This is a genomic window from Dorea sp. Marseille-P4042 (assembly GCF_900290215.1).
In the GTDB taxonomy this organism is placed as follows: Bacteria; Bacillota; Clostridia; order Lachnospirales; family Lachnospiraceae; genus Dorea; species Dorea formicigenerans.
Genome location: NZ_OLMI01000001.1, coordinates 704494 through 729680 on the forward strand (window position 1 = coordinate 704494; position 25187 = coordinate 729680).

Below are 25187 nucleotides of genomic sequence, written 5' to 3' on the forward strand. Positions count from 1 at the left end.
AATATACGATCTATGTGGCGGGAAAATAAGAGTCGTATCTGGTTCTGCTGTTAAAAATGTATCTGGAACAGATTATACATGTCTAATAAACAAAGATGAACTGAATGAAATTTTGGGTCAGTCATACAGTATAACCCGTCTCAGCATAGCTACATGTAACGGTGACAATGAAGCTACGAATACACGCTTTTTAGGGGCAGAAATCTGGCAAGGTAGTATCTATCAGTATTTTGCTCAAAAGTTAAGCTGTAGTGTTCGCATTAATTACAGAATAATTTACATATATCCATAAGCATTTTAGTCAGAAACAGCGATAAGCAAATCATTTCCATGTTCCAAAGCAACGCCAAAAAATCGTAATTGTTTCGCTTGCAGATTTGTTTGAAGAATATATCCATGCTTGAAATAAATCTGTTCCCAATCCATTTTGTGGAATTGAAATCCAAGGAGCACATGATCCGGCTGCTGTTGCTGTAACTAAAACCCAGGTTTTGGATTCCCTTGGGAGGGGAACATCAACTCTTCCACCAGAATAATAATTCCAATTATCTGGAGTTTGCATATTTATATTCTCAAAACGCTTACTTCCCCACATTTCAAGTGTGCCATCAGCGTATTTGCGATAATATCCATTATCATTATGACCAGATTTAATTATGCTATTGCTATTTANATAATTCCAATTATCTGGAGTTTGCATATTTATATTCTCAAAACGCTTACTTCCCCACATTTCAAGTGTGCCATCAGCGTATTTGCGATAATATCCATTATCATTATGACCAGATTTAATTATGCTATTGCTATTTAATTCAGCAATCTCTTTCTTCAGAGCATCAATACATGGGGCGACTTCAAACACTTTTTTGACTTCTGTAATATTAAGTCCATCAATAATAACTTGGTACATTGGCATGTCTGCCACATAATCACCAGCCTGAATATCTCCCTCTGTATATTCGGGAACTACCGGGTTTGATTCCGCCGGTGTTCCCTGGATAACTTTCAAGTCAAGACCTTCTGTTCTATTGTCTTGGTTCTTTTCGTATCTAGCAACAATCAAGTCAATACGCTTCATTCCCTGACTACCATTGATGATAGTAAGAGAGTCATATGTATTTTTCTTGATTGATGCTGTGCACCCTTGATGCATCAACACACCGTCTCTGATTTTAATTTCATTGTTGGAAGATACCTCTGCTGCCAACTGCATTCCAGTCTGCAGTACATAAGATTCTTCTCCCACAACTCCAATATTTACATCTCTATCCTGTTCTGATGTTACATGGGGCTTTCCTGTATATCCTGTAATTATTTCCATTATCTCTCTCCTTCCAGTTTATACACTACTTTTTCTTTCCCGGAGGATATTGTCCATATCTTTCGACCAATCGGTTTCTTCATGCTAATTCCGGTCAAATAATCTTTTCCTCCAACAATATCTCCTAGATCGATATTTCCTTCCAACTTAGTCATGGTCATGTTGTAAGACATACTTGACTTCTTGCTTTCCAGTTCCTTAATTCCATTCTTAATCAGGTCATCTCTTTCTGATCCGCTGCTATCATATATAGCCGCAATTTCCTCTGCTCCCTTAAAATATTGCTGAGTCTCCGAAATTGTACCGTTCTGATCAGTGTATAGATGTATAACCAACCTGTCCTTTAAATCCCCTTTTCCAAGACAAATCAGATGGTTGATTCCGCGCCGGTTATCGTCAGTTATGAAATTCATGTTATTATCATTGGTCAGCTCATACTCTGATGACAGATCGTTGATTGGAACAGCACTCACTTTCACATATCCGGCCATACCAACATCACCTTCTTGGTATCTGATATCCAGTCGATATCCTACTGATTTCAACATCTTAACCAGTCCAGCATGCAAGGTACAATACCGGTCAAATTGATAATTGTTCACTGTAACACCCGTATCTGCAGTAACGCCATAAAAGAGTCCAGGGAACTCAGCTTCAATCTTGGATTTTATGATTGAATTAAGTTCCCCAGATGCTGTTGCGTAATCTTGGCCACTTAATGGCTGTATAATCTTTTTGGTCATCATTCCACGCCAGGTATCTCCTTTTGCACGGATTACATTGGTGCTTGTATCGGTGCTGATTTCTCGGACAATTCCGCCATACTCAGTATCCGGTGAAAATACTCTAGTTCCATATCTAATAGACCCATCCCAATTCCAACGCTTAAGCTCAATCTCAAAATCATTAATACTGTCGGCTTCATCAGCTCCGACTTCGAAATCTATATTTGCACCCTGGACATAGCCGATCTGCCTTCCGTATTGATCTGTTTTGATGAGATCCATTCCGGTACACTCCTTTCTTTGTACACCACAATGTCAAAACCGAATTCTCCGCTCCAACTTATTAAGATATCTCCTGCCGGAATTTCTGCAAATATAGAATTACCGGTTGCTTTCTTGTAGAAAATGTTCTGCTCTGTACCATTAGCAAGTCTTTTTATGATTGTTTTTTTACGCGAATCAATAACAATATACTCATGTGCTTCAAGCGTATCGTATACTTGATAGACCCGCCAGGCAATGGTAATTCTTGGATTCGCACACGGGCCATAGATAGTCATCTGAAAATTGCTACTTCTGTAATGATCTACATACCAATGCTCTGTTCCGGATAATGGTTTTGAATAGTCGTATTGATAATCATATGGATAATCTAAAAAGTTATAAATTCCCCCCTTGTCCGCACTATCCGGATAGAAGCTCTTAGATTCTTCCTCTGCCCACATAGGATATGGACAGTAGATACCGAGTTCCATGTCTGTCCAGCAGTTCCGGGTAGATGACACTTTGCTGGACATATCCTTAATATAACAATCAATATAATAGTTTCCAAACCATATGCGCCCTGGAGTAAGATTTACAACGTCATACTCAAAGCAGTTTGTCAACTCGTCCATCTTGGCTTTGCGTTCTTCCAGTGGTCCACGGAATGTTAATGTGATTTGATATGTTTTTGGTTCTTTTTCAAACCCGTATACATCTGCTCCAATTTCCTGATTTGTAGTCATTGGTTTCCATTCATAATCGTGGAAGTAACCGGACGTTGGTCTCATCCGGTCACCCACAAGATTGTATTCTTTTCCATTAGAACATACATATTTGATTTCTATCATTCGAATACAACCCCCATATCTCTTAATGCTCGAATCAGTTCTCGTTCGCTTACATCTCCACTTGGTTTTCCATCTATAATCGCAATAATTGCTCTTAATAATGCAATTAAAGTATCAAGTCGACTTGCCGTCTCATTTCCTGATGTTCTGGAGCTGTTTGCTGTTCCCTGTAAATCATAATTCAGATTTGTATTTGTAAATGGGCTTGTAGCAATGTCCTGTAATTTAGAGACTGCTGAAGTAATAGAAGGAAGCTCTCCTATAATTCCTTTTGCAAAACCAGTGTCAATCATCTCTCCGACATATATACCCCAACGAGAAGGAGAATGGATTCCGAAGAACGACAGTACATTATCCTTAAAACTTCCAAGCACTCCCTTGACAGCTTCCCACAACATATGTCCTGCATTTCTAAGTCCATTCGCAATTCCCTGGATAATATTGTGACCAATAGTCCCCCAATCAACATTTGAAAACGCGCTTCGAATTCCAGAAATAATTTGAGGAATCTGAGCTATAAGGCTTGGGATTGCTCGAATTAATCCAGCCGCCAACTTTCCAATAATCTCAATACCAGACTGCAGAACCTGCGGTAGATTCTGTCCGATTGTTGCCGTCATTTTTGCCACTGCTTGAGCTGCAGCTGTTGCAATCTGTGGAAGATTATTAATAATTCCATTAACTAGATTGAGGATTAGTTTTCCTCCTGCTGCTAATACAAGTGGTAACGCCGACCATATCGCATTTTCAAAATTAGCCATCAGTGTTGCTGCCATCGAAATTAATTGAGGAATATTCTGCAATATTCCATTTGCAATATTAGTTACGATTTCAACACCTTGTTGTAATAGCCCTGGAAGATTTGTTTGGATTGCAGTTGTAATCTGTAGCAGCATTCCGTTTGCCATTTCGTATAGCTGTGGCAATGCGGTTTGGACTTGTGTTGCAATCTCTGGCACAAATTGCATTAATGCAGTTGCCAACTGTGGTGTAGCAGTCTGTATAAATGTTACTAACGCCCCCGGAAGTGCAGAAATTACATTCCATACTGCAGGAAGTAAATTCCCAACAAGAAAAGTTGTCATCGTCTCTGCCAGTGCTGACAAAGCTGGTTTTATGTCCATTCCAAGAGCAATCTGACCCATTACATTTTGCGCTGCGGCCTTCATGGAGGCGAAAGAACCGGATATGGTTGTTGCCGCTTCCTGAGCCGTTGTTCCTGTAATATCCAGCTGCCCTTGAATTACATGAATAGCTGAATATACATCCGACAGATTGTTGATGTCATACTTTACACCCGTTATTTTTTGAGCATCAGCAAGCAGGCGCTCCATTTCTGTCTTAGTACCACCGTAACCTAATTTTAAATTGTCCAACATGGTATAATTTTGTTTTGCAAATCCTTGATAGGCGTTCTTAATGTCTTCCATGTTGGTTCCCATTTTATTGGCATTATCAGACATATCGGTCATAGCCATATCTGCTACATCTGCCGCCTTAGATGTATCATTGCTTAAGCTTGATAAGAGGCTTGCGGAGAAACTTGTGGTCAATTCCATGTAATCGTTCGCGCTCATACCGGCTGTCCTATAGGCTTCCGCAGCATTCGCCTTAACCTTGTCAGCACTATCCTTGAATAGTGTCTTAATTCCACCAAGACTTTGCTCAAGATTTGCGCCCTCGCTGATTGCTGATCCTAATGCCTTTCCAATTGCTGCAGTAGCAATAATCCCTTTTAACTTTCCGACTAATTTACCTCCAAACGAAGCCCCCGCCGGTTCTGCCTCTGGGTCTATTGCCTGCTGAATTTTTCCACTGATTCCCTGTGCAGACGGAATAATCTGCACATATGCTTTTGCAAGTTCTGCACCTGCCACTACTTCTCACCTCCTGTCAGTCGTCTCCACTCATCGTCAAAATCCTGTCCCGTTTCGAACGTTTCGATTGCACTTTCTATGGTTTTCTTTTCTCCAATCAGTGCCTCTACCAATGATTTTGGACGATTAATCCCTTTTGCACCGTCTGAGCTATTTAACCAAGCGATTGCCCGCGTATTATCAGCAACCAGTGCTAATAATGTTTGATCTGTTGTAAGTTTTGAATCAGATATTCTCATTCCGATTCTTGAATCCGGCCTCAACCCACACGCAAAAATCCCCACCGTTCGTAGCGGTAGAGATTTGTAATCATAAATGTGATACGTTTCTGCGAAATCACAAATCAATGCTTCTTCATCTATGTTTATCATGTGAGCGAGGACTAAGAGTTTTTTACTTGCGATCCCTTGAATATCTGTGTAATCTCCTCAACCATTTTTGTGGCTGGAACTCTGCCGTTTTCCTTTCTTACGTGATTCTTGAGAGCTTCCAGTTGTGCGTCTCCAAGAAGTCGTCTGGCAGCTACTGGAATTTTAGAGGCATCTCCATTATCAACACTGCTCAAGTCTTCCAGTAATTCATAATCGTCTATCGCATCTGGTGGTAACGTGTATTGAAATCCACTTTCCGTTGTCCCTGTAATTGCTGCCACTTCATTTTTTTCTGTATTCATCTTACTTCCCTTTCTTTATGATATACTCATAGTGAGTCTGCCCGCTTGAATCTGGTGTAGCCTTGAGTGTTGTCTCATATCCAATAGCTTCGCTGTCTTTATAGACAATATCTGCTACCTCTGTAACTGCTGCCGAGGGAATCACAATTCGTTTTAGCGCTTTCTTCAAAATCATGTCGATTACCCAGGCGCACGCTTCCGCCTCGCTGTTATTAGCTTTTACTGTGATCCCTTCTTCTAATGTTCCTGTTACATTCTCATCGCCATATACCGCTTTTAAAACCTCGATATTGGTGATTTCAAGTAGCTTATATTTGAAGCTGTCCTCTTTGCTTGTCTGTAAATCAAGAACAGTATCACCACCCCAAGCCTTCACGTTATCTGTCTCGGGGCTATTGGAATTTGTGATTCCATCTTCCGAACAGTATCCCAGCTCCTTAAATGCTGCATCAAGTTCTGTTTTGGCATCAGTCGGAAGCGTGGTTCCTAATGGTGCTCGATAGATTGCTCCACCGATTTTCGGTTTTCCTGCGCTTACATGTTCTGTATTCATCTTATCCCTCCTAATAATGGACGATATCATATACTGCCTGATACCGATATTTTTTCCTTGCCGTATCAGTGTAGTTATAATCCGTATTAAGCTCACATCTACTGATATCGTCCAATTCGATTATTTTTTCCATTGCTTCTTTTACCCGCTCATTGAGCGATGCCGCCCTGTACAGGGACGTAGAATAAGACTGGACTGCCAGAGTTGCCCGTTTTATATGGTCTTCTACGCCAGATCCAGTCTTTTCAATCAATACATATTCATTTCCAAGATCATCCTCTTCTTCCAATCTAACCGGTATTCCAAGACTGGACTGCAGATAATCCTTAACGATTTTTTCCACCATGTTTTCCAACCGCCTTCAATAATCCGTTATTACCGTCATCTCCGCAGACTTTCACAACTGCACGTGTCTGTGCTACATACGCTTCGGTTTCTGATGCACTGGCTATCTTATTCGCATGCTCTACAAGGATTGCCTGCATTTCCGGTGACTGCATTAACTCTCTAACACCTGCACGGTTCAAAACAATCTTCGTCTTACCCATATAACGCTACCTGCCATTTTTGATTCCATTCTAACGGGATATTCTCTTCAATTCCCTGTTGTGGAAACCCAATCACTTGCCAAGACATTCCGAAGAAATCTACCCGGCAATCCTGCCAAGTGTGATTGTCTCCTTTCGGAATTGCGATATTGTATACCGCTTTCTTTCCAGTCAGATTCAATGCGTTCAGAATTTCCGTGGTCGATGCCGGAGCTACAAGCACATTCTCAATTGTCACTGGTATTTCTTGGTGTAGCGGGCGATCAAATTCATCTTTTCCAATTACTGTCTTCTCATACAGTGTTACTGGAATTCCCTTGATCATCGATGCCATAAATATCCATCACCCCAACTTTCTGTCTTCTAAGACCTAGTCTGGATAACTCGGATTTCTTAATGAATAAACCGCCTCCAGGAATCAGATATGTTCCTGTCACCGAATAGCCCAGCGCTGATTGAGACATCTGTGTCATTGGCTCTGTGTCTGTCGATGTCATAAGTGTACGCGCTACCACGTCAACAGTCACAGATTTCGCAACATTCCGCAACGCCTCATTCTGTTCAATCATATTATCCAAATCTTTTCCAACCTTGTTGGCTTCATATCTTAGAGAATCCGAGACAACTGTCAGAAGCTTCTCCGCCTTGCTGTACTCGGATTCCTTAAGTTCACGCCACAGGATAGATATATCTTCTAGTGTAGCGAATGAATCCATTATTCTGTGCCCTCTTGTGCATCGTCTTTGGAATCGCCTTCCGCTTTGTTAGCCTTCTGCTTTTTAGATGGCGTTTTTTTCTCCTCGGATTCTTTGCCGGTAAAAGGTTCCCAGTTTTCGCCGGAAACCTTTGTACTTGTCTCAATAATTGCGCCCGTTTTTGTATTTTTATACTTCATACTATGCCTCCTTAATTCTTGCAAACCATTCTGGCACCAAGATTCCCCATCCCAGATATACTTCTGCACGGATATAGATCTGACCATATCCTTTTAAGTCTTTTCCTGAGTTGTCCGGATCACCATACTGAATAATTTCCATAGGAATTTCCTTTGAATATCCCCATTTAACCGCTCCCTGGAAGTCTCCAATAATACCGTGGTCTTTCGTTGTTCCGCTAGATACAGTTTTGTTGACGCTTGTCGGTATTCCATTAAACGTTGCAGGTGATGCTCCAAATGCAAATTCCGGATACTGCTTGATTCCATTCGCTTTGACTTTTGCCATCGCTGATCCGAACGTCTTCGAAAGCGCGAGTCCTGTTACATCTCCTTCAGAACCATCTACTACCGCAATCGCATCTTCCAGATTTGTATCCGGTGCTGCTGACGCATAATCTATAGTTTGCGTAACTTTCGCATCAAAATGATTGTCTCCAATTACAGCAGATGCTGTTCCCGTTCTTGGGTTAATACCATGCATAGCTGCAAGGTCAAGTCCTTTCGCTACTTTCTTCGCAAATCCATCATTAAATGCTGTTAAAATATCCAACTGCTCTTCTTCTGTAGCAATCATAAATTCATCAGAAATTCTTGCACCATATTCAAACTTAACCGGTACAATTTTAACTGGTGCGATAGCAATACCGCCTTCGGTTTTCTTTCCATTCTCTGCGACAATATCAATTTCATTGTCCATAGAAAAAATCATTTCTTTCAATCCATTAAATGGAATCGGTGTCTGACCACATAATGCAGCCAGTGCTGACTTCCCTTTTACTTTTGTAATAAGATCTTTGACCAGTGTAGGGTCAAACATTGTTCCTTTTGATGTTGCCATATTTTTTATTCTCCTTTCAAACTAGCCAGCATGCCTTTCATTGCTGTCTTTTTGTCATCAATTTTTTGTGGATCTCCTCCTGCAAGTGGAGGAACATCTTTTTTTCTCAAGAATTTTGCCATTGTCTCAGCATCTTTCTTGATTTCCTCTTCATCAGATCCACTTAATCTACCTGCAAGTTCATATGGGATTCCATTTTCATGTGCAATTCTCATCTTGAGAGAACTGGTCTCGTATCCCTTGATCTTGCCCTGTGCCTCTTCAAGCTGTTTCTTGTATCCGAGGTTCTTTTCTCCATCACCGTTAATTTCCTTGTTCAACGCTGCAATCTGCTGTTCAAAACCATCGGATTTTGCTTTTAGAACATCATAATCTTCTGCTTTTTTCTTGTAACCATCAAAGCCTTCATATTTTGCTTTCACTCCCGCAATGCGCTCTCCGATTACTTTATCAAGCTGCTCCTGTGTTGTAATTGGTGTAAATTCTGCCATTTTGTTACTCCTTTCTCCATTAACCGCTGGGTTGCGTAATATGTAAAAAGACACCCTAAGGTGTCTCTTAACAACTAACTCTTTGTTTTCTTTTCTTCGTTTTCGTCTCACTGCACGCCCAGTATGCAAGTATGATACTGTCAAGCAACGCAATCTCCATCTCTTCTTTCATTGCCTTGTAGCCAAATCCACCATTAGTTCCTATTGTTCTTTTTTCACAGTTGCTTACTACCTGTACTAATGATGGCTGCCCGAAATGGATAATATTTTTTTGATATAGCCCTTGTTCAAACGAGGCATTCGCGGCAATGATTTCCTTCACTGTCGGAAGGTGTGAATTTTTTATACCACAATCTTTCATTTCATTTTCCATTAACTGCTGTCCTGATGCTCCATCTATAATCACCTTTCTCGCTTTCCAGTTTTTCAAATATGCTAGTATCCATGTATCACCTGCACGTACTTCACGACAATCGATACACTCTAAAAATATCTTGCCATCTCTCGTTTTAGACGCAACTCCCATTGCCACATTCCCATCTTTGCTGTATTTGATCCCTACAAAAAGATCTCCTGTAAGCTCCGGTGGGGCATCAGCTTTCAGTTCATTCCATTCTGTTGCGCTGATAGCTGATTTCTGATTATAGCGAATCCATAATCCTAATCGCTGGATATTAAAATCAATCGGATCTGAACCAATCTCATCCGTTACAGACCTTTCCGTGAATACAGTTCCAAGAGATGGATTTGTCTCGTACCAGGCATCTATATCTCTTATATCTGTCTGCTCCGGCACGGACCATTCCGCCCACCCGGAGTTAACCGTTTGCCCTTCCAAGGTTGCCTTACGGAATTTTGTGAAAACCGTTCCGGAGCTTACAGGAGTTGGTGGTGTTCCACAAAAAATTGTCTGTGGATTCTTGCTATCTGTAACGACATATTTTAATGCACTCTCCTGATCATCTTGGTACTCTTGTGCCTCATCGATAACCAATAAATCAAATCCTTCTCCCAGACCACCTTTTGATGTTCTGGTTCGGAATTCGATAATTCCACCGCCAGCAACTTCCAAATGTTCTTTTCCAAATGCCTTATATGAAGAAACGACCTCGATATTTGCTTTCTTTAGCAAATTCGAAAGTCGTTCCCATGCGCTGTGTGTAGTTGTGGTTCTATGTGCTGTATGTAGGATTCTTTCGCCTTTCTTTAATCCATACATCTCCCTTATTGCAACAATTTCATTCTTTCCATTACGCCTTGGGACTGAATACCCGAATTTGGTATGTACCCATAACCCCTCTTCGTTTACGGCCAAAATGTCTGACAGTAGAAGCTCCTGCCACTCCTGTGCAGTTCTTCCTGTCGAATTGTAAATGTCTATTGCTTCAGCTCCATATGTTGAAGAATAAGGCAGCACGACAGATTGTGTCGGGGTCTGCCGCCCCTTCCTTACTTCTCCCATGTAGCCTCCTCAAAAAATATAAGCCACCAGAATAATCTGGCAGCTTATTTAATCTCTATTATATCTTTTATTTCATCTAGCGGAATTCCATAAAATACTTTTCCGGCATCTAGTTCTATTTCTTCTTTTCCAGACGATGTGTCGTATTCTGACACTGTATTGGTGAATATCCCTTTTATACGATTTCCGTCTATATCTGTCACAATAATTTTTTTGTGCAAAAATCTTTTTACTTCATCATATGTCATGTTTTTATCCTCTTTTTGCTCGGGTAATCATATTTCATTCTCAATTTCTTTTATCATTTCATTGAACATCTCTTCAAGTGTATAATCATCGAGATAATATGATTGTCCATCATCAGCCATGTGTGTTTTGGCTTTTTCCTCATTATCTGCGAATTCAATTACGAGACGTTTTTTTTCTATAATATCAATATGTATGGCTACTTGATTCGGTAAAATAAACCAATCTTCATTATTGATTTTACGTTCTTCATATATTTTTCTCAATCTGTTTTCAATATATTCAACGCTTTCTCTCGTCTTAGTCATTTTTCTCATCTCCATTCAGATTATAGCGCTTTGTCCCTGTTCTTCCGCTTGATGTTTTATAATAGGCTTCTCCATGATGGCTATTGGTTTCAGGATGATATTGTAAATATCCGTCCCCATCATAAGAGACTCGAAATCCACCGCCTTCTTCAAATGGTATGCCTTTTAAGCTCCCTCTTCCTAATGGTTTAACTTCATATCCGGCTTTCTCCAATGCTTTTTTCAATCCTTCCGGTGTATATGCCTGAAACATCTTTGGGTGTTCAGCTATCCTGATTGCTAATTCATTTTTTTCTCTTGCTTTTCTTTCCTCTATTTTATCAGATTCTTTTTCGTATTTCCATTCTTTTGTCCATACATTTTGCTTTTTACCGTCTCCCGGATAATACTCAACAATGCAATCACAATTATCATGTCTCCGAAACACATCTTTAGGAACATCTGGATATACATATGTTCCAGCTACCTGATTACACCATTCGCAACAATGTCCGGAGGATCTCCGTATAATCTTTGGTCTCAATCCAGCTTTTGCATGAAAATCTGCATTTTTTTGAACAGTATCGTCCATTGCTTTCTGAACCAAATTCCGTACAGGTGCATCGAGAATCCATTTCACATCATCAAAATATTCCTCACTTGAAATCCGATTTACAATACCATTTATATTATCCTGTTGGATTTGTGCTCTTATTGTTTTAATTCCAATGCCTGCTGCTTCGTTCATGATCTGCTGTACAATAGCTGCATTATCTGCCGCCATCTCATAAGCTTCCTTCAACGTCGGATCCAATACTCGGGAAGCAATGTTATAATACATCTTTCCATCTGGCAATATATCAGATGATAAGTTGTCCGAATATGATTGCGCTAAGATTTTCCCAATCTCTTGTGCCACCTCGTTTGCTTGGCTGTATGAAGTCTTACCTCTCTGCGCCTGTTTTTTGAAGTTTTTAATGATGCTGCTCTTTTCAATATCATGATAGAATTGTTTCTGTATCTTCTCCAAAAGTCCTGGTGTGATGTCCTCCATAGGCTACACCTCCGAAGTTACTGGCAGATTACTCATGTTAATTCCAGTTAAATCTCTTAAGTTATCTGCATTGAAATATCCTGGCACTGCCTGGTTAATCTTAATTGCTCCATCTCCAATATTGGACAGCATTGCTGCATCTGGTTCAAACACTGGTTCCCAGATTGGCGTCGTCATATATACCTGATTACGGTAATATTGATAATCATCACGTAGACATGCAGCCAGATAGCCAGCATTCAGAAATCCACTACCAAATGCTCGCTGTGCTTTTCTTGCTGTCAGTCTCAGATTCTCGTGTGATGCCTTGATTGCTTCCTGGCTAGCCGGATTCTCCGTTGCAAATCCTAAGTCATCAAGGGTCAATCCGGTCTCTCCGGCAAACAACGCGGCAAACATTTTAAGTTGATCTAAATGTGGTGCCATAGACTGCTGCTGGAATTGTCCTAAAGTCGGCGAATCTCCCTCCTCATCTTTATCAAATTGTAATAAGCTCGATACAGTAGCTTTCCACTTATCCATCTGTTCTGCGTCCGGATCCAGACCAACTACATATTTTTGCGGAAATGAATAAAACTCTGCAGTTATCTCAGATCGCTTCAAAGTTCTCATTGCTGATTCTGTAATTGACATACATGCCCGGCTGATTCTAGAATGACCAAATGCTCTCTTAGCATCCGGTCGGAATATGATTGGCACCAGTAGCGGTGCTGGTGCGTTATCATCAAAAAGCTGAACAAGTACTCCGTTTCTGTAGATTACTGTCCACCCTTCTACAAAATAAGCCTCTACGGTCACTTTTCCATTGTCATCGCGTTCCAGTACTGCATAGCCTTCCGTGAGCAGATTTGTAATTGGATTGATAATTCCAGTCGCATTTGCTCCATCAATTACCTGTAATCTCGGGAAGTCATCTTCACCTTTCGAGATGTAGATGAAACAGCAGGAAGAAATCAATGCCGACAGTACCGCGGAATCATATAATATATCCGGATTATTCATTCGAAATATCCCTGTCATGTCAAAATTGTCATCGCGAAACCCACGGAACACTAGCCTGTCCGCAATCGAATCTACGGCCTTTGCATTCCATCCAAGTACTGCTTGTAACCATTGCAGGCTAGGTGGTGTGGCAATTCCCATGTCCCGCGCTATATTTTTCATTTCATAGAATTTATACCGTCTTAATACTCGGCTTCTCTTTCGATTCAGCTTTTTCCTTAGGTAATCTATGCCCCTGTAATCTGCCATTTATTTCTCCTTTCCACGCCATTTTCTCTCAGCGTGTGTTTTTTTTCGCAGTGACGGTGTGAAGTCCGCGCGCACCCGAGGTGGGGGAGGTATGCCCCCTATCCGTCAAGATTATTTAGGTCTATAATTACTCCAATCAAATGTATGAGGAAGTACCCTGTTTCCAATTGATTCTTCTTGTTTTCCTCCGCCTCTACTGTCTATCAGCTTGTCGCTCTTCTGTCTGTTACAGGTCCAATGTGCAAGCTGCATATTATCCAAGTCAGATGGATGTCCACCTTTCGCGATTGGAATAATATGATCTATGCATGGCGACAACGGATGTGGATACTTGAGTGAAAAGTCCACAGGCTTTCCACATATTCCACACACAGTCTGGGTTGCATAAATCTTTTTCTTATTCTTTTCAAAAGCTCCACGGTGGGTACCGTCTTTATCTGGTCTATTCCTCTTCAATATTTACTTTCTCCTTGCATGCAAATGGCAGCAATCAATTGACTGCTGCCATCATCGTCTTCTCTTTATTATAAATATCTACTACTTCTTTTTTATCCTGCACAACAAAAGAACAGCCTGTTGCCAAGCCGTTCCTTCTAGGACTGTATATACCTTGTAAGGGGATTGTGAAACCATAATGAAATCTGTTTTTCCACTAAGTTCATTATAACAATAACACATCTAAAATATGAATGTTATGAATCTTTTATGTCTGCATTTATTACCTTGGATACCATTGATTGGGTATATCCTAAACTCTCACCAGCTTCTTTCTGTGTCATTCCGTCCAGATACACCATTTCAAATATCTCTTTTTTCATGCCTACAGGTAACTGTGATATATACCTTTCTACTTCTTCGTTCTCCTGCTCCAATCTGCTGAGATCTTGCTGCTTCTCTCTGATGCGTTCTTTTAACCTGGTCGCTTCCTTTGGTTCTTCCATTACTACCTTTACATGCTGCTCAATATATGGAAATTCATCACCTGACTTTGTGACCTTGCCCGGTACTACCGGAACATTATCCAACTGCTCCACTAATCTGTCTATTGTCTTCTTGATTCCGGCTATTCTTCTTTTGTTGGATTTATACTTTTTCAACTGCTTTCTATCCATCGTTATATCCCACCTGTTCCTGAATAGCTTTCATAATCTTTTCTTCGTCCAGATTACAATATGTTCCAATATCATTCCGGAAGAATCGTTCGCAATCAGCTTTACTCCATAATGCCTGCTGGTCATTCGAATGTCTTTTCAATCGTTTTAATGCACTGCGATAATCTTCTACAGCTAACTTCACGATTGCAAATACCAGCTGCTCATAACTTTCCATGTACGCCAACGGCTTTCACCTCCTCCGCTTTATGCTGCTGTCTCCATTTTATATTTCTGGAACAACTCTGCTTTTTCTGTGTGATACCGAATCAGCTCATTGACTGCTGCCCGCTGCGCCTCTTCTACCTGGTGCGAATTATAGACCTTCAGACCAACACACCACTCTTCGCCACCTTCAAATAATTTCCATTCCCAGTTAATATAGGCAATGTATGCTATCTTTTTTCCTTCCTCTACCAGGTTTATCTGATTCATGTTTTCCCGGATCCATTTCACATCATCGCCTCCATATCCTCTGCACGTCCTTCCCAAAGGTTTGCCTTTTCCTTGCAGTAGTCTATAATGGTCTCGACTGCTGCCATCTCTACTGGTTCAATATCAAGCTTTCCAAATCCTTCCATGGAATCCAGATAGGCATATCCACTCCCTCCTGTATACCTATAATACAATTTCCAGTTCAAGAATCTCTCGTCCCAGAGTAATATTGCAATTACTTCGTCCTCTTCTTCATCATATAATTCAAGACGTTCGTCCGATTTAATGGTCCACATTTCTTTCTAAGCCTCCTTGCTTCAATCATCTTATTCCGGTCATCTCTGTAATAATCTGCATGAGCCTTCCGGCAGTTGTTCTTGTATTTGTTCTTATTTTCTGGAATATTGTTATTCATTACCACCATCTCCTTCGTCGTTTTTTTATTCATCAACTTCCTGTTCAAGCCAATGTGCTTTACAAGCTACGCATACCTCTCTACTTAGTACAAGACTACCTTCTTTTCGGCAATATGCTCTTTTATCACCTGCATAATATGGACAATTTATGTTGTAATAAATCATAGCTTCTTCGCTTGAACCGGCATCATCAATGCTTACTCGATTCAAACATCTTCCGCTAGATTCCAAACCGTCCAGCAATAGATTTATCATATACTCCCTATTTGTCATTCTGTTTTTCCTCTTTATATGGTTCCGGCAACGGCATCCAGGCTATCACTTCCCCGTCATCTCCTATAATGCAATCACATCTCCATTTACCATCCGTTGTATAAGCCGGTGCCACTGTCCTTTTGCCATTGCTATACTCTATAGTCGCAATCACAGTATCGGACCTCTTTTCAAACATTGCTTCCGTCCATTTGTCAGTGCCTTTCCATCTTGCAAACATGCTGTCGCGTTCTTTTGGCATTCTCTCACTACATGGAATCCACTGAGTTTCTTTCAGTGCATGTATCCCCCTTTCAATAGCATCTACTGTTTTCTTAGACCAGCCCCATTCCAAATGCTTCGTCAATCTGTCTATTGCTCGTTGATTATTCATTTATCTCAGCTCCTCCTATTTCTTCGTCAATCTTTCTCCTACCACTGCCTTATCACATACTTCCACGTCACAACCACGTTCCCTACCGGTATGGATACAGTAATCACAACCGCCTGCATCACTATGGCGATACTGACATGTCCTGCATTTATGACGGTCAGAGTTATCTCCAGTCATATCTGCCTCATCATGCTCTCGCTTCCGTTTTGCATGCATATATACTGTTCCATAAGGAATGCCTGTTCTTTCTGCAATCTCTTTCTTTGTAAGTCCTTGGTCTAGAAACATCCAGATTACTTCCTGTTTTTCTGCCGGAGTCATCTACTTCTCTCCCTTCTGCAAATTCTTAAGAAATTCCACCAAATACGTTTCACTGTCTGCATATTGTATATACTGATGATCATAAATTTCATCTGTGGTACCTGCTTTTCTTCTCCCTTTTTCCAATAGGTGATAATAATGCTCATCACGAGGTACACATTTCCAAGCTTGTTCTCTCTGAGGATACTCTGCTACCACCAGCCTGCTGCCATCATCGAAATCATACTTGTAATAATTCACATCTATATTTTCATCCCGGTACCATAATCCCCATTCTTTATAGTTATTTAGCCATTCTTTCCGCTGGTCGTTATTCTTGAGTTTTGGAAGTTCCGGCTGTTCTGGTTCTTCCGGAGGATTCAATACCATATCCAGATCATGGATATATCCTGCCAGTGCTGCAACTAATATCTTCTGCTTCCGGACTCTGATATCATTTTGACTGAATTCTTTTTCAGCCATCTCCAGATACATCCGGGCTTTCTGATTCTCTTCCCTTGCAATATCGATATCGGTCTTCTCAGATACTTCTTCGTACAACTCTGGCTCTGATGGAGCATCAACAATTGCAATACCTTCCGGCTGTTCCACAATGACCGGTTCATTTTCTTCCGAAATCTCCTGATAATCCTCCACAGGCTCTGTTACTTCTTCCATTATGTCCTGAGGAATTTCAATTCCCACATTTTCCTCTTTGGGAATCTCTTCATCATGCTCATGCAATTTCTTGTAATGATTCCAGCAAGCTGCGCATTCTCTCCATCCTTGTAACTGGTCCTCGTCTGAAGTTCCCCAGTTCTCTCTCGGACAACTTGTCTGTCCTGGAGGACAGCTTGACTGTTCTGGTTTGCAATCTGTATTTTCCGATTGTGCGACGTCGCACACTTCCTCACTCGGCTGTTCTTCAATCTTCTGCTGTGCCTCTTCTATTGCGACTACATTCCACATGGACTGTATGGCTGCTGCCAGGTAGAACCAGTCGTAGTCACCCAGATAGTCACAATTTACCGAAAAAACCTGGATATAATCATCAAAGAGATTAATAAATGCTGATTTTTCTCTAATTTCAAAATAATGAGTTCTGCTTCTCCCTTCACAGAATTCCTGTCTGATCAGTATAGGACTTGTAGTCACATCCATAACTCTGTTCTGATAGTTCTCCAGGAACCAATTCTTGCGAAGTTTTATAAATCCTCTTGCAAATGCATTTAAGTATTCCCATACTTCTTCTGTCGGCTTCTGCAGTTCTACTTTTGTCTTTTCTTCCTGCTCCGGCAGAACTTCCGGAAAATCTTCCACGCTCATCTGACCGGGAAGCTGCTCTTCGGGTTCCGGATCCGGTGTTCGAATCTCTCTGATTTCCCGGACTGTCATTTCTGGCTTTACTTCCTCCAACTGCTCACTGTCCAGATATAACATTTCCTGGAGCTGGCTCTTACCGAAATCCTTATAACCGCTATCCAGGAATGGGCTATATCCTCCTTGGGAGAACTTCTCATTCATCTGCATCCAGCGGATTGCTGTAGATCTCTTGATGCCATATTGGTCTTCAGCAAATTCGTAAACACTTGCATATCCGTCTTTCCGGAAGCCTTCTGATTCCTTGATCTGTCTGAGATAAAATCCGATTCCGATAAAGTTCTGTGTCATGCCCTGCAGCTTATTCCGGATAATCTCTTTTGCTTCCCGATAATCAATATTCAGATACCACTCTTCCTTTTTCTCAATCTCACTCATTGTTTCCTCCTAGCATCTGTAGCTCCAATGCGTTCATGTCATAATCACGACCGGTATAATTGTTGAATCTTGACTTCTGAGGTTTCCGGCTCTTCGTTTTCTTCTCAGTATCCTCAAAACCTTTCGTTCCCCATGAAGTTGCTTTCTTTACAATGGTTAATTGCTTTCCCGGATCGCTCGTTAATGACACAAGTTCTTCCCTTAGAGCCTCCACCTGTTCCGGAATGATGGATCCATAATTATTTTCACGGACAAGCAGGTACAACTGAAAAGCCTGTTCCACTTCCGGCTGAAACGCTATATATATTTTTTTATTTACTTTACTTTCCTTTATAGGGGGCGAATCATTATCTGTACCCTGCAAATGGTCATTTGTCGGTTGCACATTTGAAAAAAGGTTGACTTTAACTAAGCCTTTGCATTCTTCGGGTTTCAAAAGCCAATATTCACTATATACAGTTTTATTCCGTCGTTCTGACAATACTGTCCAGAAACGCCGTTGGATACCTCTACTGGTAAGCACTCCCCACTCGTCAAATAACCTCTTATCAAAGAGATCCACCTGCAAGCAGTAGTCCACAGTTTCTTTCACTGTACCGGAACTGATGCCGCCGCCCATCTTCCTTGCAGTCGTTGCACAGTCGTCATAGCCCCATTCATAGAAATATCCATTTACCCTGTACGCTCTCTGACATAAAAAGAAATATATCCCGAAGCCTTTCCAGCCTTTTGCGTCCAAGAGCTTGTCTATCTTCTTGTCTCCGTCAAATATATCAACCGACCAACCAGCGTAATCTATCCCCTGTTTTGGTCGTCCTGACACTTCTTATTCTCCTTTTCTCCCTGCACTGCCCGTACAGGGAGTTATTCGTGATACAATAAAAACCTAAGGTGCTGTTACCTACGCAATCACAGTAATGTGATACTCCTTTAATTCCTCGGAAAGTTCATATTCCAGATATTCCTTGATTTTCTTCATGGTCACATTCTTCCACAGTCCGCCGTCAGCTTCGACCAGTTTGAACTGTGGTCCTCTCTCGCTGTCCTTAATGCGGAATACATAGGAACTCTCCGGTTGCTCAATCTCTGCAAATGTACGATACGGTCTGAGCCTGACCGGATTCGGCACGATCACATCTGCCAGTTCCACACCTGATTTGATGGTTGTCTTCTGAGATACACCATCATCGGAATAATTAGCCGTTGTTCCGGATTTGATATTGCCGGCTACCTGCATGATTGTAGTCAAGTCTATATTATCTACAAAGTTCGCCTGCAGCTCAATCAGGAAGCGCTCCTGGTCATAATAATCATCAAACCGGAACTCATTCACAATTGCGCTTGCTGTCATCAATGTCTCTCTGTTCCTCTCATCAATAAGTCCTGAGAATAAAAGAACCCTTGTTGGACTCACTACATGAAGAATGGAAGATTCTCTTAACTCTTCCGGCTTTCCTTTGATATAATCCACCAGTGCTGTTAATGTATTTACAGACAAATCTCTTGCCATTGGAAAGTTATGATATCTGGTAAGGTCCTTGGTACAATACGTCTCACCATTAATCTCCAATAACTTCGGCTCCATGCTCTCTGCCTTCAGACCTGTAATATACTGTAATGCTTCTTTTAATCCTTCCATCATCTTAAGTCCTCCTTATGCTTCTCTCTTTCTAAGATCTACTACTTTGCTGCCTTTTTCCATGATTTCGCCTGTCTCTGTATCCACGGTCTTACCCTCGACCTTTACAGTTGCTTCAGGCATTTTACTTCCGATTTCTGCCGCATCAATTGCTCCGCTCGTCAAATCCTGCTGAACGCCCAGCGCTGTAACAGCTCCAAGCGCCGGTGCGAGTGTTGGCTTCGAATTCACATTAGTCGTGATAAAGTTCCTCTGCTCATTTGGCTTGAACTCAATCGTGACAGTGATCTTTCGCTTGGCTTTCACATCTGTGTTCGGATCAACAACATTTCTCATGACCGCCTCAATATCTCGGTTGATCTGTCTGCTGAGTTCACCGCCCGCAAATGTTTCCAGGTTAAAGTGTCTCATTGCTTAACATACCTCCTGTGTAATTTATTAAAAACTCTGACTTTATATCAGATGTTCTTTACAATCTGTTCTTTCCGAAAGTCTGAATGAACTCTTCTCTGGTTCCATAATGTTCCTCCCAGTACCGCTGTGCCATCTGCTTGAGCTGCAGATCCAACCCGTGATTGGGATTCTCATGAACGCTGTCTTTTTCGTGCTCATGTAGATAGTATGCTATGGGAATTATGAAACCATATTGTTCAGACTTCTTTCTGTATGGTCCGTAAAATATATGGTGCCTGTGACAGCTCGGTGTCCCCGTGAAATAACAATGCGTCATGTCTTTCGTGAACACGCTCCACAGCTTTTTAGCCATTTACGATCACCTCAATGCGGACTGCTGCCATAGAATTTCTTATAATCATTGACTGACCGCCTTTCTGTTCCTATAATAAAATTGGTTGTTTTACCGAGTGCTCCAGCCTTGCCGGGCTTTTGTGAGCACTCATTTTTAATTTGCCAGAGCAAATATCTGGTTCAACTGATCTGGCGTATGAATTGTCGGTCCAGCAGTGATCCAACCGATCAAATAATATATTTTGGAAGACTGTGAGCTGAAATTATGTTCTTCCAATACCTTTTTAATGTTCTCCAGCTCGGACTCAAATTCTTCTTTCGTCAACAACTTCGGGATTTCACGTATTTCCTCCCATTTTATGTATCCGTTAGCTTTTCTCCACTCCTGGTACTCGTCCTCAAGATCTGCATCTTCGATCTCCCTGTGAAGTCTTTGAAACTCCTCAAATTCAGTCTGATACCCGACCATATCTCTTGACATCATTTCGGTCGTATCACACTGATCTGCACATCTTCGAAACAACGCCTCTTTCGCGATATCATTCATGATTTACACCTCCTCTACCCAATCGAAATACGGCACATAATGACAAAGACTGCTGCCAGTGCCAGCATTACATCTGGAATAATTAAACTTTTGATGCAAAGAACATATCGCTCTCTTTCCAACTGGTGAATCCTACGCCTGACTTCCCATGGTGCATCATCTCTCAGTACCATATTTGTTGATTTTCTTTTTCTCAAGCTTGTCCTCCTTCCTACCGCTTAAGCGGTTTTCTCTCGCTTATATCCAAGTTGCTCCAGCGCCCGCCGGTTCCATTCGTCTACCAACCTCTGCCGTTCTTCCTTGGAAAGAGAAGAAATTTCTTTTTCTTCTCCGTTAATTACTACAATGTTAAAATGTTTCAATTCCACCACCTCTTCTATAAGTTATGTGGTACGGTTTGTACTTGTTGCTATGAGATGCAATCCTTTTCGCACAATTGTGAATACGCCAAGAAATAATAAAAAAATTAATATCATCATTCCAATGGCATTAGGCAAAATACTTATAGCTTCTATTAATGCCGATGGCGTAAAAACTAGTATCCAGCCAATTATCTTTCTCAGTTTCATCTACTCACCTTCCTATTTCTTCATGCCAATGCGAATCGCACAATCCTTTATTTCAACTACTGTTGTTATCGGCGCTTCTCCTATATACTGACTAATCTGCTCCACGGCATCTCTCATGCATTTTCCGCATATCGGACAGTAATTTGCTTGTGCGGGTAATTCCGCAAAACATACTGGACATAACCGCTTCATTTCGTCCACCTCTCTTCTATTGCATCTTTCCTCAATCTCTCCTATACTTTAGATACAGGCACTACCATGCCGAGTATTTATAAAAGGAGTCTTTTTTATGGAACATCAAATTGATTGGAGTGCTACCGCTGCATGGATTGCTTTGGCTATTTCTATCATCAGTCCTGCGATTACAACAATTCTTTCTAATCGTCATCAACTTAAACTGCGTGAACTTGATATTCAGGAAAAACACTCTGATGCTTACAACAATGCTCTTGTTTCAACAATCGAAGAGTTTATCACCAAAGTTGGTAGATGTGTTTCCCGCCCGAGCGCTCCGGCACGTAAGGAATGTGCAGAAAGTTTTTTCCGCATATATGCTTATACTCCACAATCTTTATGGCCATTTCTTGACGATTTGAATAATAAAATTGATTGCGACGATTGGGACGGTGCTCTCAAACTTTTTAATAGCATAGCTAAATCATTAGCCTGTTTATTAAAAGGAGAACAGCTAATACTTCCATCAGAGCAATCCATGTAACTTGAAGCTTCCAATGCGGAGGCTTCATTTTAATTTCAACGCTTCCACATACTATTGCTATAATCATTACAGCTATAAAACATATAATATTAATGTCCACACTCTACTCACCTCCCACATTCATCATTCCGAAGTAATTGATTTTGTTAAGTCAATCTTGGGAGTATAACATGGCAAAATAACTGAAAAAGTAATAAAAATATTGAAAGTGCTATTCCTACGTCTGAAGCCGTTATCTTTGGCAGTTTCTTTTTATCGTCTCTCACCTTACTCACCTCTCTTTCTCTATTTAAGTTGCATTTTATTCAACTTTTATTTTAAAAAAATATCATCTCGTTCTGTTTGAGATAAATTCAAAACATTTGACAACGATACTATTTCCGAAGCCGTGAATTCGCCCACTCCCTTAAGTCGATTGTATAATGTTTCTCTCAAAATACCTGATTTTTCAGCAACTGCTTTTACTGTCATTCCACTATCTGTTATTTTATCCTTTAGCATCTTTATATCCGGCATTTTATCCACTCCTTTCTAGTTGCATTTAATTCAACTACCTCTTTTATATCACTCTGTTGCATTTCTGTCAACCTATTTACACAAAAATGTTGAATTATTTTCAATCATATGCTATTGTAGGATTATGAAATGAGGTGAATGAATGTTACAACTGTATAAAAATATAAAATCAAGAAGAATTGAATTAAATATGACTCAATCCGATTTGGCTTCTAAAATGGGTTATGCCGATAAAAGTATGATTGCTAAAATCGAGAAAGGCGTCATAGATCTTCCTCAATCTAAAATTATTGCATTTGCAAAAGTTTTAAATACCGCTCCTGGTATATTAATGGGACTTGATGGAACCTCAGTTGATCAATCAAGTTTATCTGAAGGTATCAAAATTAAAATATATGGTCGAGTTGCTGCAGGCATTCCACTGGAGGCAATTGAAGATGTTATCGACGAAGAAGAAATTCCCGAGGAACTGGCACGGACCGGTGAGTTCTTCGGACTTCGAATCAGCGGTGATTCGATGGAGCCGGATATTCATAATGGAGATACTGTAATTGTAAAAAGACAGGATGATGCGGAATCCGACGAGATTGTAATTGCTCTTGTGAACGGGAATGATGGTGTGTGTAAGAGACTAAAGAAGTATGCAGACAGTATTGCTCTTATCTCATTAAATCCTAATTATGAACCGATGTATTTTAGCCGGGAAGAGATTGACGAAAAACCGGTGAAGATTATTGGTAAAGTCGTAGAGCTTCGTCGAAAATTTTAAACATATATAATCGCTTTGGTGTTTATATAAAAACTTATTTAAACTTACTTATTTTCACTCTACTAAAGAAGGAGAAAAATATGGGAATTGGTGATATTTTTAAAACTGGACAATTTAAAAATGAAATTGAAGAACTAAAACAAGAAAATGCACGTTTACAGGGAGAGTTAAATCATGCGCAATCTTTACTCACACCAGAAATGCAAGATGCGCAAAAACTTCACGGACTTATAGACAAGCTCAACTCTCAAAAATCATCTTTGGAAAGCAACATAAAAGATATTGAAGCTGACATTTCGCGCCGTGTATCTAATATTGAGAATCTGGATAACGAGATAAGGAACCGCGAAAAGCAGATTATAGATTTGGACGATGAAATTCTTGTTCAAGAGTTTGGATTGTACCGTCCACATTATAGCTTTGCAAATGCTCTTGACTATAAAGATAAATTGGCTGAGATACGTGCAAAGCAAAAGACTCTTATAAAAAATAAAGATGCTGTAACTGGAAATACAAATTGGCGGGTAAATGATAGCCTCTCTAAAGGACGGAAAATGGTTAATGACACGCAAAAGCTTTTACTTCGGGCATTTAACACCGAATGCGATGATCTTATATCTAACGTAAAATATACTAACTATGATGCATCGTTGAACCGAATTTACAAATCCGCAGAGTCTATTTCGAAGCTTGGAACAATTATGGATATTTCCATAAAATCTGCATATTTGAATTTAAAAGTTGAAGAACTTCGATTAGCATTTGAATATCAGCAAAAGAAACAGGAAGAAAAAGAAGCTCAAAAAGCTGCCCGTGCAGAACTTCGCGAAGCTGCCAGACTTCAAAAAGAAATCGAAGCTCAGAGGAAAAAGATTGAAAAAGAACAAACTCACTATCAAACAGCTTATGACCATATCCTGAAACAGTTAGAGCAATCTCCAGAAGACTCTGCTCTTTTAGCTAAGAAGTCTGAACTCGAAAATCAATTGCAGGATATCGATAAAGCAATGAAAGATATTGATTACAGAGAAGCAAACCAAAGAGCTGGATATGTATACGTAATATCCAACATCGGAGCATTTGGTCCAGATATTTACAAGATCGGCATGACAAGACGATTGGACCCACAAGATCGCGTTGATGAACTTGGCGATGCATCTGTGCCATTTAACTTTGATGTACATGCTATGATTTTCTCTGATGATGCGCCAGCGTTGGAAACAGCACTGCATAAAGCTTTTGAGGACAGAAAACTCAATATGGTTAATACGCGTAGAGAATTCTTCCACGTAACTCTTGATGAAATAAAAGATGTTGTAAAGAAAAACTTTGATAAAACAGTGGAATTTATTGATGTTCCAGATGCAGAACAGTATAGAATAAGTTTGAAGATGCAACAAGAAATGTATAAATAAAATAGAAATCGCCACCCCGTTGGCTCAGGGTGGCTCGCATATCCGAAGATATACTATATCTGATTGTTCAAGTCATATTGTATCATTTTCGGAGCAGTCTTGCAAGCGGAACTGTTGTTCTGTGCTTGGCTGTTATTTTTATACGCAAATTTGTGCGACGTCGCACATATATACTAAGGAAGGTGA

The 25187-nt window shown here is 40.5% G+C and carries 41 protein-coding genes; 3 read left to right on the forward strand and 38 right to left on the reverse strand.

Going from position 1 to position 25187, the window contains the following annotated elements:
* Positions 1-1320: 1320 nt before the first annotated feature.
* The 37 genes from C7E02_RS03580 to C7E02_RS03750 all read right to left on the reverse strand — a co-directional run bounded on the left by C7E02_RS03580 (position 1321) and on the right by C7E02_RS03750 (position 21775).
* Positions 1321-2328: a Gp37-like protein gene (locus tag C7E02_RS03580; protein WP_105308807.1), complete on the reverse strand. Its 1008-nt coding sequence runs from the start codon at positions 2326-2328 to the stop codon at positions 1321-1323.
* Positions 2265-3158 (reverse strand): hypothetical protein, encoded by an 894-nt coding sequence (locus tag C7E02_RS03585; protein WP_105308808.1) that lies wholly within the window; start codon positions 3156-3158, stop codon positions 2265-2267. Before C7E02_RS03585 ends, C7E02_RS03580 begins: the two co-directional genes overlap by 64 nt.
* Entirely contained in the window at positions 3155-5035 is a 1881-nt protein-coding gene (locus C7E02_RS03590; RefSeq protein ID WP_105308809.1) for a phage tail protein, read from the reverse strand. The genes C7E02_RS03585 and C7E02_RS03590 overlap by 4 nt, the downstream gene beginning before the upstream one ends.
* The gene (locus tag C7E02_RS03595) at positions 5035-5406 is read right to left on the reverse strand and encodes a DUF5361 domain-containing protein (RefSeq protein WP_105308810.1); all 372 of its coding nucleotides are present in this window, start codon (positions 5404-5406) and stop codon (positions 5035-5037) included. The genes C7E02_RS03590 and C7E02_RS03595 overlap by 1 nt, the downstream gene beginning before the upstream one ends.
* Before the next feature lie 11 nt (positions 5407-5417).
* Complete coding sequence (locus C7E02_RS03600; RefSeq protein ID WP_105308811.1) at positions 5418-5708, reverse strand: hypothetical protein; 291 nt, start codon at positions 5706-5708, stop codon at positions 5418-5420.
* Between the two features lies 1 nt (position 5709).
* Complete coding sequence (locus C7E02_RS03605) at positions 5710-6261, reverse strand: phage tail tube protein (protein ID WP_105308812.1); 552 nt, start codon at positions 6259-6261, stop codon at positions 5710-5712.
* Between the two features lie 10 nt (positions 6262-6271).
* Positions 6272-6607, reverse strand: a complete 336-nt coding sequence (locus tag C7E02_RS03610) for a hypothetical protein (protein ID WP_105308813.1) — start codon at positions 6605-6607, stop codon at positions 6272-6274.
* The gene (locus tag C7E02_RS03615) at positions 6588-6809 is read right to left on the reverse strand and encodes a hypothetical protein (protein ID WP_105308814.1); all 222 of its coding nucleotides are present in this window, start codon (positions 6807-6809) and stop codon (positions 6588-6590) included. The genes C7E02_RS03610 and C7E02_RS03615 overlap by 20 nt, the downstream gene beginning before the upstream one ends.
* A complete protein-coding gene (locus C7E02_RS03620) occupies positions 6802-7143 on the reverse strand; it encodes a hypothetical protein (RefSeq protein ID WP_105308815.1) in 342 nt (113 codons plus the stop codon). Before C7E02_RS03620 ends, C7E02_RS03615 begins: the two co-directional genes overlap by 8 nt.
* On the reverse strand, positions 7103-7525 hold the full coding sequence (locus C7E02_RS03625) for a phage Gp19/Gp15/Gp42 family protein (RefSeq protein WP_105308816.1): 423 nt from the start codon (positions 7523-7525) through the stop codon (positions 7103-7105). Before C7E02_RS03625 ends, C7E02_RS03620 begins: the two co-directional genes overlap by 41 nt.
* Complete coding sequence (locus C7E02_RS03630; protein WP_105308817.1) at positions 7525-7704, reverse strand: hypothetical protein; 180 nt, start codon at positions 7702-7704, stop codon at positions 7525-7527. The genes C7E02_RS03625 and C7E02_RS03630 overlap by 1 nt, the downstream gene beginning before the upstream one ends.
* Before the next feature lies 1 nt (position 7705).
* Positions 7706-8584, reverse strand: a complete 879-nt coding sequence (locus C7E02_RS03635) for a phage major capsid protein (RefSeq protein WP_105308818.1) — start codon at positions 8582-8584, stop codon at positions 7706-7708.
* Between the two features lie 5 nt (positions 8585-8589).
* A complete protein-coding gene (locus tag C7E02_RS03640; protein WP_105308819.1) occupies positions 8590-9075 on the reverse strand; it encodes a DUF4355 domain-containing protein in 486 nt (161 codons plus the stop codon).
* Positions 9076-9142: 67 nt separating this feature from the next.
* Complete coding sequence (locus tag C7E02_RS03645) at positions 9143-10537, reverse strand: terminase large subunit (protein WP_105308820.1); 1395 nt, start codon at positions 10535-10537, stop codon at positions 9143-9145.
* Between the two features lie 44 nt (positions 10538-10581).
* A complete protein-coding gene (locus C7E02_RS03650) occupies positions 10582-10785 on the reverse strand; it encodes a hypothetical protein (protein ID WP_021840573.1) in 204 nt (67 codons plus the stop codon).
* A gap of 27 nt (positions 10786-10812) precedes the next feature.
* Positions 10813-11091 (reverse strand): hypothetical protein, encoded by a 279-nt coding sequence (locus C7E02_RS03655; protein WP_021840572.1) that lies wholly within the window; start codon positions 11089-11091, stop codon positions 10813-10815.
* Entirely contained in the window at positions 11084-12124 is a 1041-nt protein-coding gene (locus tag C7E02_RS19575; RefSeq protein WP_242978730.1) for a VG15 protein, read from the reverse strand. The genes C7E02_RS03655 and C7E02_RS19575 overlap by 8 nt, the downstream gene beginning before the upstream one ends.
* A 3-nt stretch (positions 12125-12127) precedes the next feature.
* Complete coding sequence (locus C7E02_RS03665; protein ID WP_105308821.1) at positions 12128-13375, reverse strand: phage portal protein; 1248 nt, start codon at positions 13373-13375, stop codon at positions 12128-12130.
* Between the two features lie 111 nt (positions 13376-13486).
* On the reverse strand, positions 13487-13831 hold the full coding sequence (locus tag C7E02_RS03670; protein ID WP_021840569.1) for an HNH endonuclease: 345 nt from the start codon (positions 13829-13831) through the stop codon (positions 13487-13489).
* A 236-nt stretch (positions 13832-14067) separates the two neighbouring features.
* Complete coding sequence (locus tag C7E02_RS03675) at positions 14068-14487, reverse strand: sigma factor-like helix-turn-helix DNA-binding protein (RefSeq protein WP_105308822.1); 420 nt, start codon at positions 14485-14487, stop codon at positions 14068-14070.
* Positions 14480-14713 (reverse strand): hypothetical protein, encoded by a 234-nt coding sequence (locus tag C7E02_RS03680; RefSeq protein ID WP_158682971.1) that lies wholly within the window; start codon positions 14711-14713, stop codon positions 14480-14482. Before C7E02_RS03680 ends, C7E02_RS03675 begins: the two co-directional genes overlap by 8 nt.
* Before the next feature lie 20 nt (positions 14714-14733).
* Positions 14734-14982: a hypothetical protein gene (locus C7E02_RS03685; protein ID WP_021840565.1), complete on the reverse strand. Its 249-nt coding sequence runs from the start codon at positions 14980-14982 to the stop codon at positions 14734-14736.
* Positions 14979-15257 (reverse strand): hypothetical protein, encoded by a 279-nt coding sequence (locus tag C7E02_RS03690; RefSeq protein WP_105308824.1) that lies wholly within the window; start codon positions 15255-15257, stop codon positions 14979-14981. Before C7E02_RS03690 ends, C7E02_RS03685 begins: the two co-directional genes overlap by 4 nt.
* Positions 15197-15376: a hypothetical protein gene (locus C7E02_RS19155; RefSeq protein ID WP_158682972.1), complete on the reverse strand. Its 180-nt coding sequence runs from the start codon at positions 15374-15376 to the stop codon at positions 15197-15199. Before C7E02_RS19155 ends, C7E02_RS03690 begins: the two co-directional genes overlap by 61 nt.
* 25 nt (positions 15377-15401) lie before the next feature.
* Complete coding sequence (locus C7E02_RS03695; protein WP_105308825.1) at positions 15402-15650, reverse strand: hypothetical protein; 249 nt, start codon at positions 15648-15650, stop codon at positions 15402-15404.
* A complete protein-coding gene (locus C7E02_RS03700) occupies positions 15640-16023 on the reverse strand; it encodes a DUF551 domain-containing protein (protein ID WP_105308826.1) in 384 nt (127 codons plus the stop codon). Before C7E02_RS03700 ends, C7E02_RS03695 begins: the two co-directional genes overlap by 11 nt.
* 15 nt (positions 16024-16038) lie before the next feature.
* Positions 16039-16344, reverse strand: a complete 306-nt coding sequence (locus C7E02_RS03705) for an RNA polymerase sigma factor (RefSeq protein ID WP_021840563.1) — start codon at positions 16342-16344, stop codon at positions 16039-16041.
* Positions 16345-18081 (reverse strand): hypothetical protein, encoded by a 1737-nt coding sequence (locus C7E02_RS03710; protein WP_105308827.1) that lies wholly within the window; start codon positions 18079-18081, stop codon positions 16345-16347.
* Positions 18074-18904, reverse strand: coding sequence for a DUF4373 domain-containing protein (locus tag C7E02_RS03715; RefSeq protein WP_105308828.1), 831 nt, complete (start codon positions 18902-18904; stop codon positions 18074-18076). The genes C7E02_RS03710 and C7E02_RS03715 overlap by 8 nt, the downstream gene beginning before the upstream one ends.
* A 78-nt stretch (positions 18905-18982) precedes the next feature.
* The gene (locus C7E02_RS03720) at positions 18983-19723 is read right to left on the reverse strand and encodes a hypothetical protein (protein WP_105308829.1); all 741 of its coding nucleotides are present in this window, start codon (positions 19721-19723) and stop codon (positions 18983-18985) included.
* 12 nt (positions 19724-19735) lie between these two features.
* Positions 19736-20131, reverse strand: a complete 396-nt coding sequence (locus C7E02_RS03725) for a hypothetical protein (RefSeq protein WP_105308830.1) — start codon at positions 20129-20131, stop codon at positions 19736-19738.
* 58 nt (positions 20132-20189) lie between these two features.
* Complete coding sequence (locus tag C7E02_RS03730) at positions 20190-20486, reverse strand: phosphoenolpyruvate carboxykinase (protein WP_105308831.1); 297 nt, start codon at positions 20484-20486, stop codon at positions 20190-20192.
* A 135-nt stretch (positions 20487-20621) separates the two neighbouring features.
* Complete coding sequence (locus C7E02_RS03735; protein WP_105308832.1) at positions 20622-21014, reverse strand: hypothetical protein; 393 nt, start codon at positions 21012-21014, stop codon at positions 20622-20624.
* A gap of 14 nt (positions 21015-21028) precedes the next feature.
* A complete protein-coding gene (locus C7E02_RS03740) occupies positions 21029-21211 on the reverse strand; it encodes a hypothetical protein (protein WP_105308833.1) in 183 nt (60 codons plus the stop codon).
* 21 nt (positions 21212-21232) lie between these two features.
* Positions 21233-21376, reverse strand: coding sequence for a hypothetical protein (locus tag C7E02_RS19160; protein WP_158682973.1), 144 nt, complete (start codon positions 21374-21376; stop codon positions 21233-21235).
* A 21-nt stretch (positions 21377-21397) separates the two neighbouring features.
* Positions 21398-21583, reverse strand: a complete 186-nt coding sequence (locus C7E02_RS03745; RefSeq protein ID WP_105308834.1) for a hypothetical protein — start codon at positions 21581-21583, stop codon at positions 21398-21400.
* 12 nt (positions 21584-21595) lie between these two features.
* Positions 21596-21775, reverse strand: a complete 180-nt coding sequence (locus tag C7E02_RS03750; protein WP_105308835.1) for a hypothetical protein — start codon at positions 21773-21775, stop codon at positions 21596-21598.
* 97 nt (positions 21776-21872) lie between these two features.
* Here C7E02_RS03750 and C7E02_RS03755 point away from each other — a divergent pair, with 97 nt between their 5' ends.
* The gene (locus C7E02_RS03755; protein ID WP_105308836.1) at positions 21873-22301 is read left to right on the forward strand and encodes a hypothetical protein; all 429 of its coding nucleotides are present in this window, start codon (positions 21873-21875) and stop codon (positions 22299-22301) included.
* Positions 22302-22613: 312 nt separating this feature from the next.
* Here C7E02_RS03755 and C7E02_RS03760 read toward each other — a convergent pair whose 3' ends face one another.
* The gene (locus C7E02_RS03760; RefSeq protein WP_021840551.1) at positions 22614-22817 is read right to left on the reverse strand and encodes a helix-turn-helix domain-containing protein; all 204 of its coding nucleotides are present in this window, start codon (positions 22815-22817) and stop codon (positions 22614-22616) included.
* Positions 22818-22959: 142 nt separating this feature from the next.
* On the opposite strand from C7E02_RS03760, the gene C7E02_RS03765 reads away from it, so the two are divergent.
* On the forward strand, positions 22960-23586 hold the full coding sequence (locus tag C7E02_RS03765) for a helix-turn-helix domain-containing protein (RefSeq protein ID WP_105308837.1): 627 nt from the start codon (positions 22960-22962) through the stop codon (positions 23584-23586).
* Positions 23587-23666: 80 nt separating this feature from the next.
* Positions 23667-25001 (forward strand): DUF4041 domain-containing protein, encoded by a 1335-nt coding sequence (locus C7E02_RS03770; RefSeq protein ID WP_105308838.1) that lies wholly within the window; start codon positions 23667-23669, stop codon positions 24999-25001.
* The last annotated feature ends 186 nt before the right edge of the window (positions 25002-25187 follow it).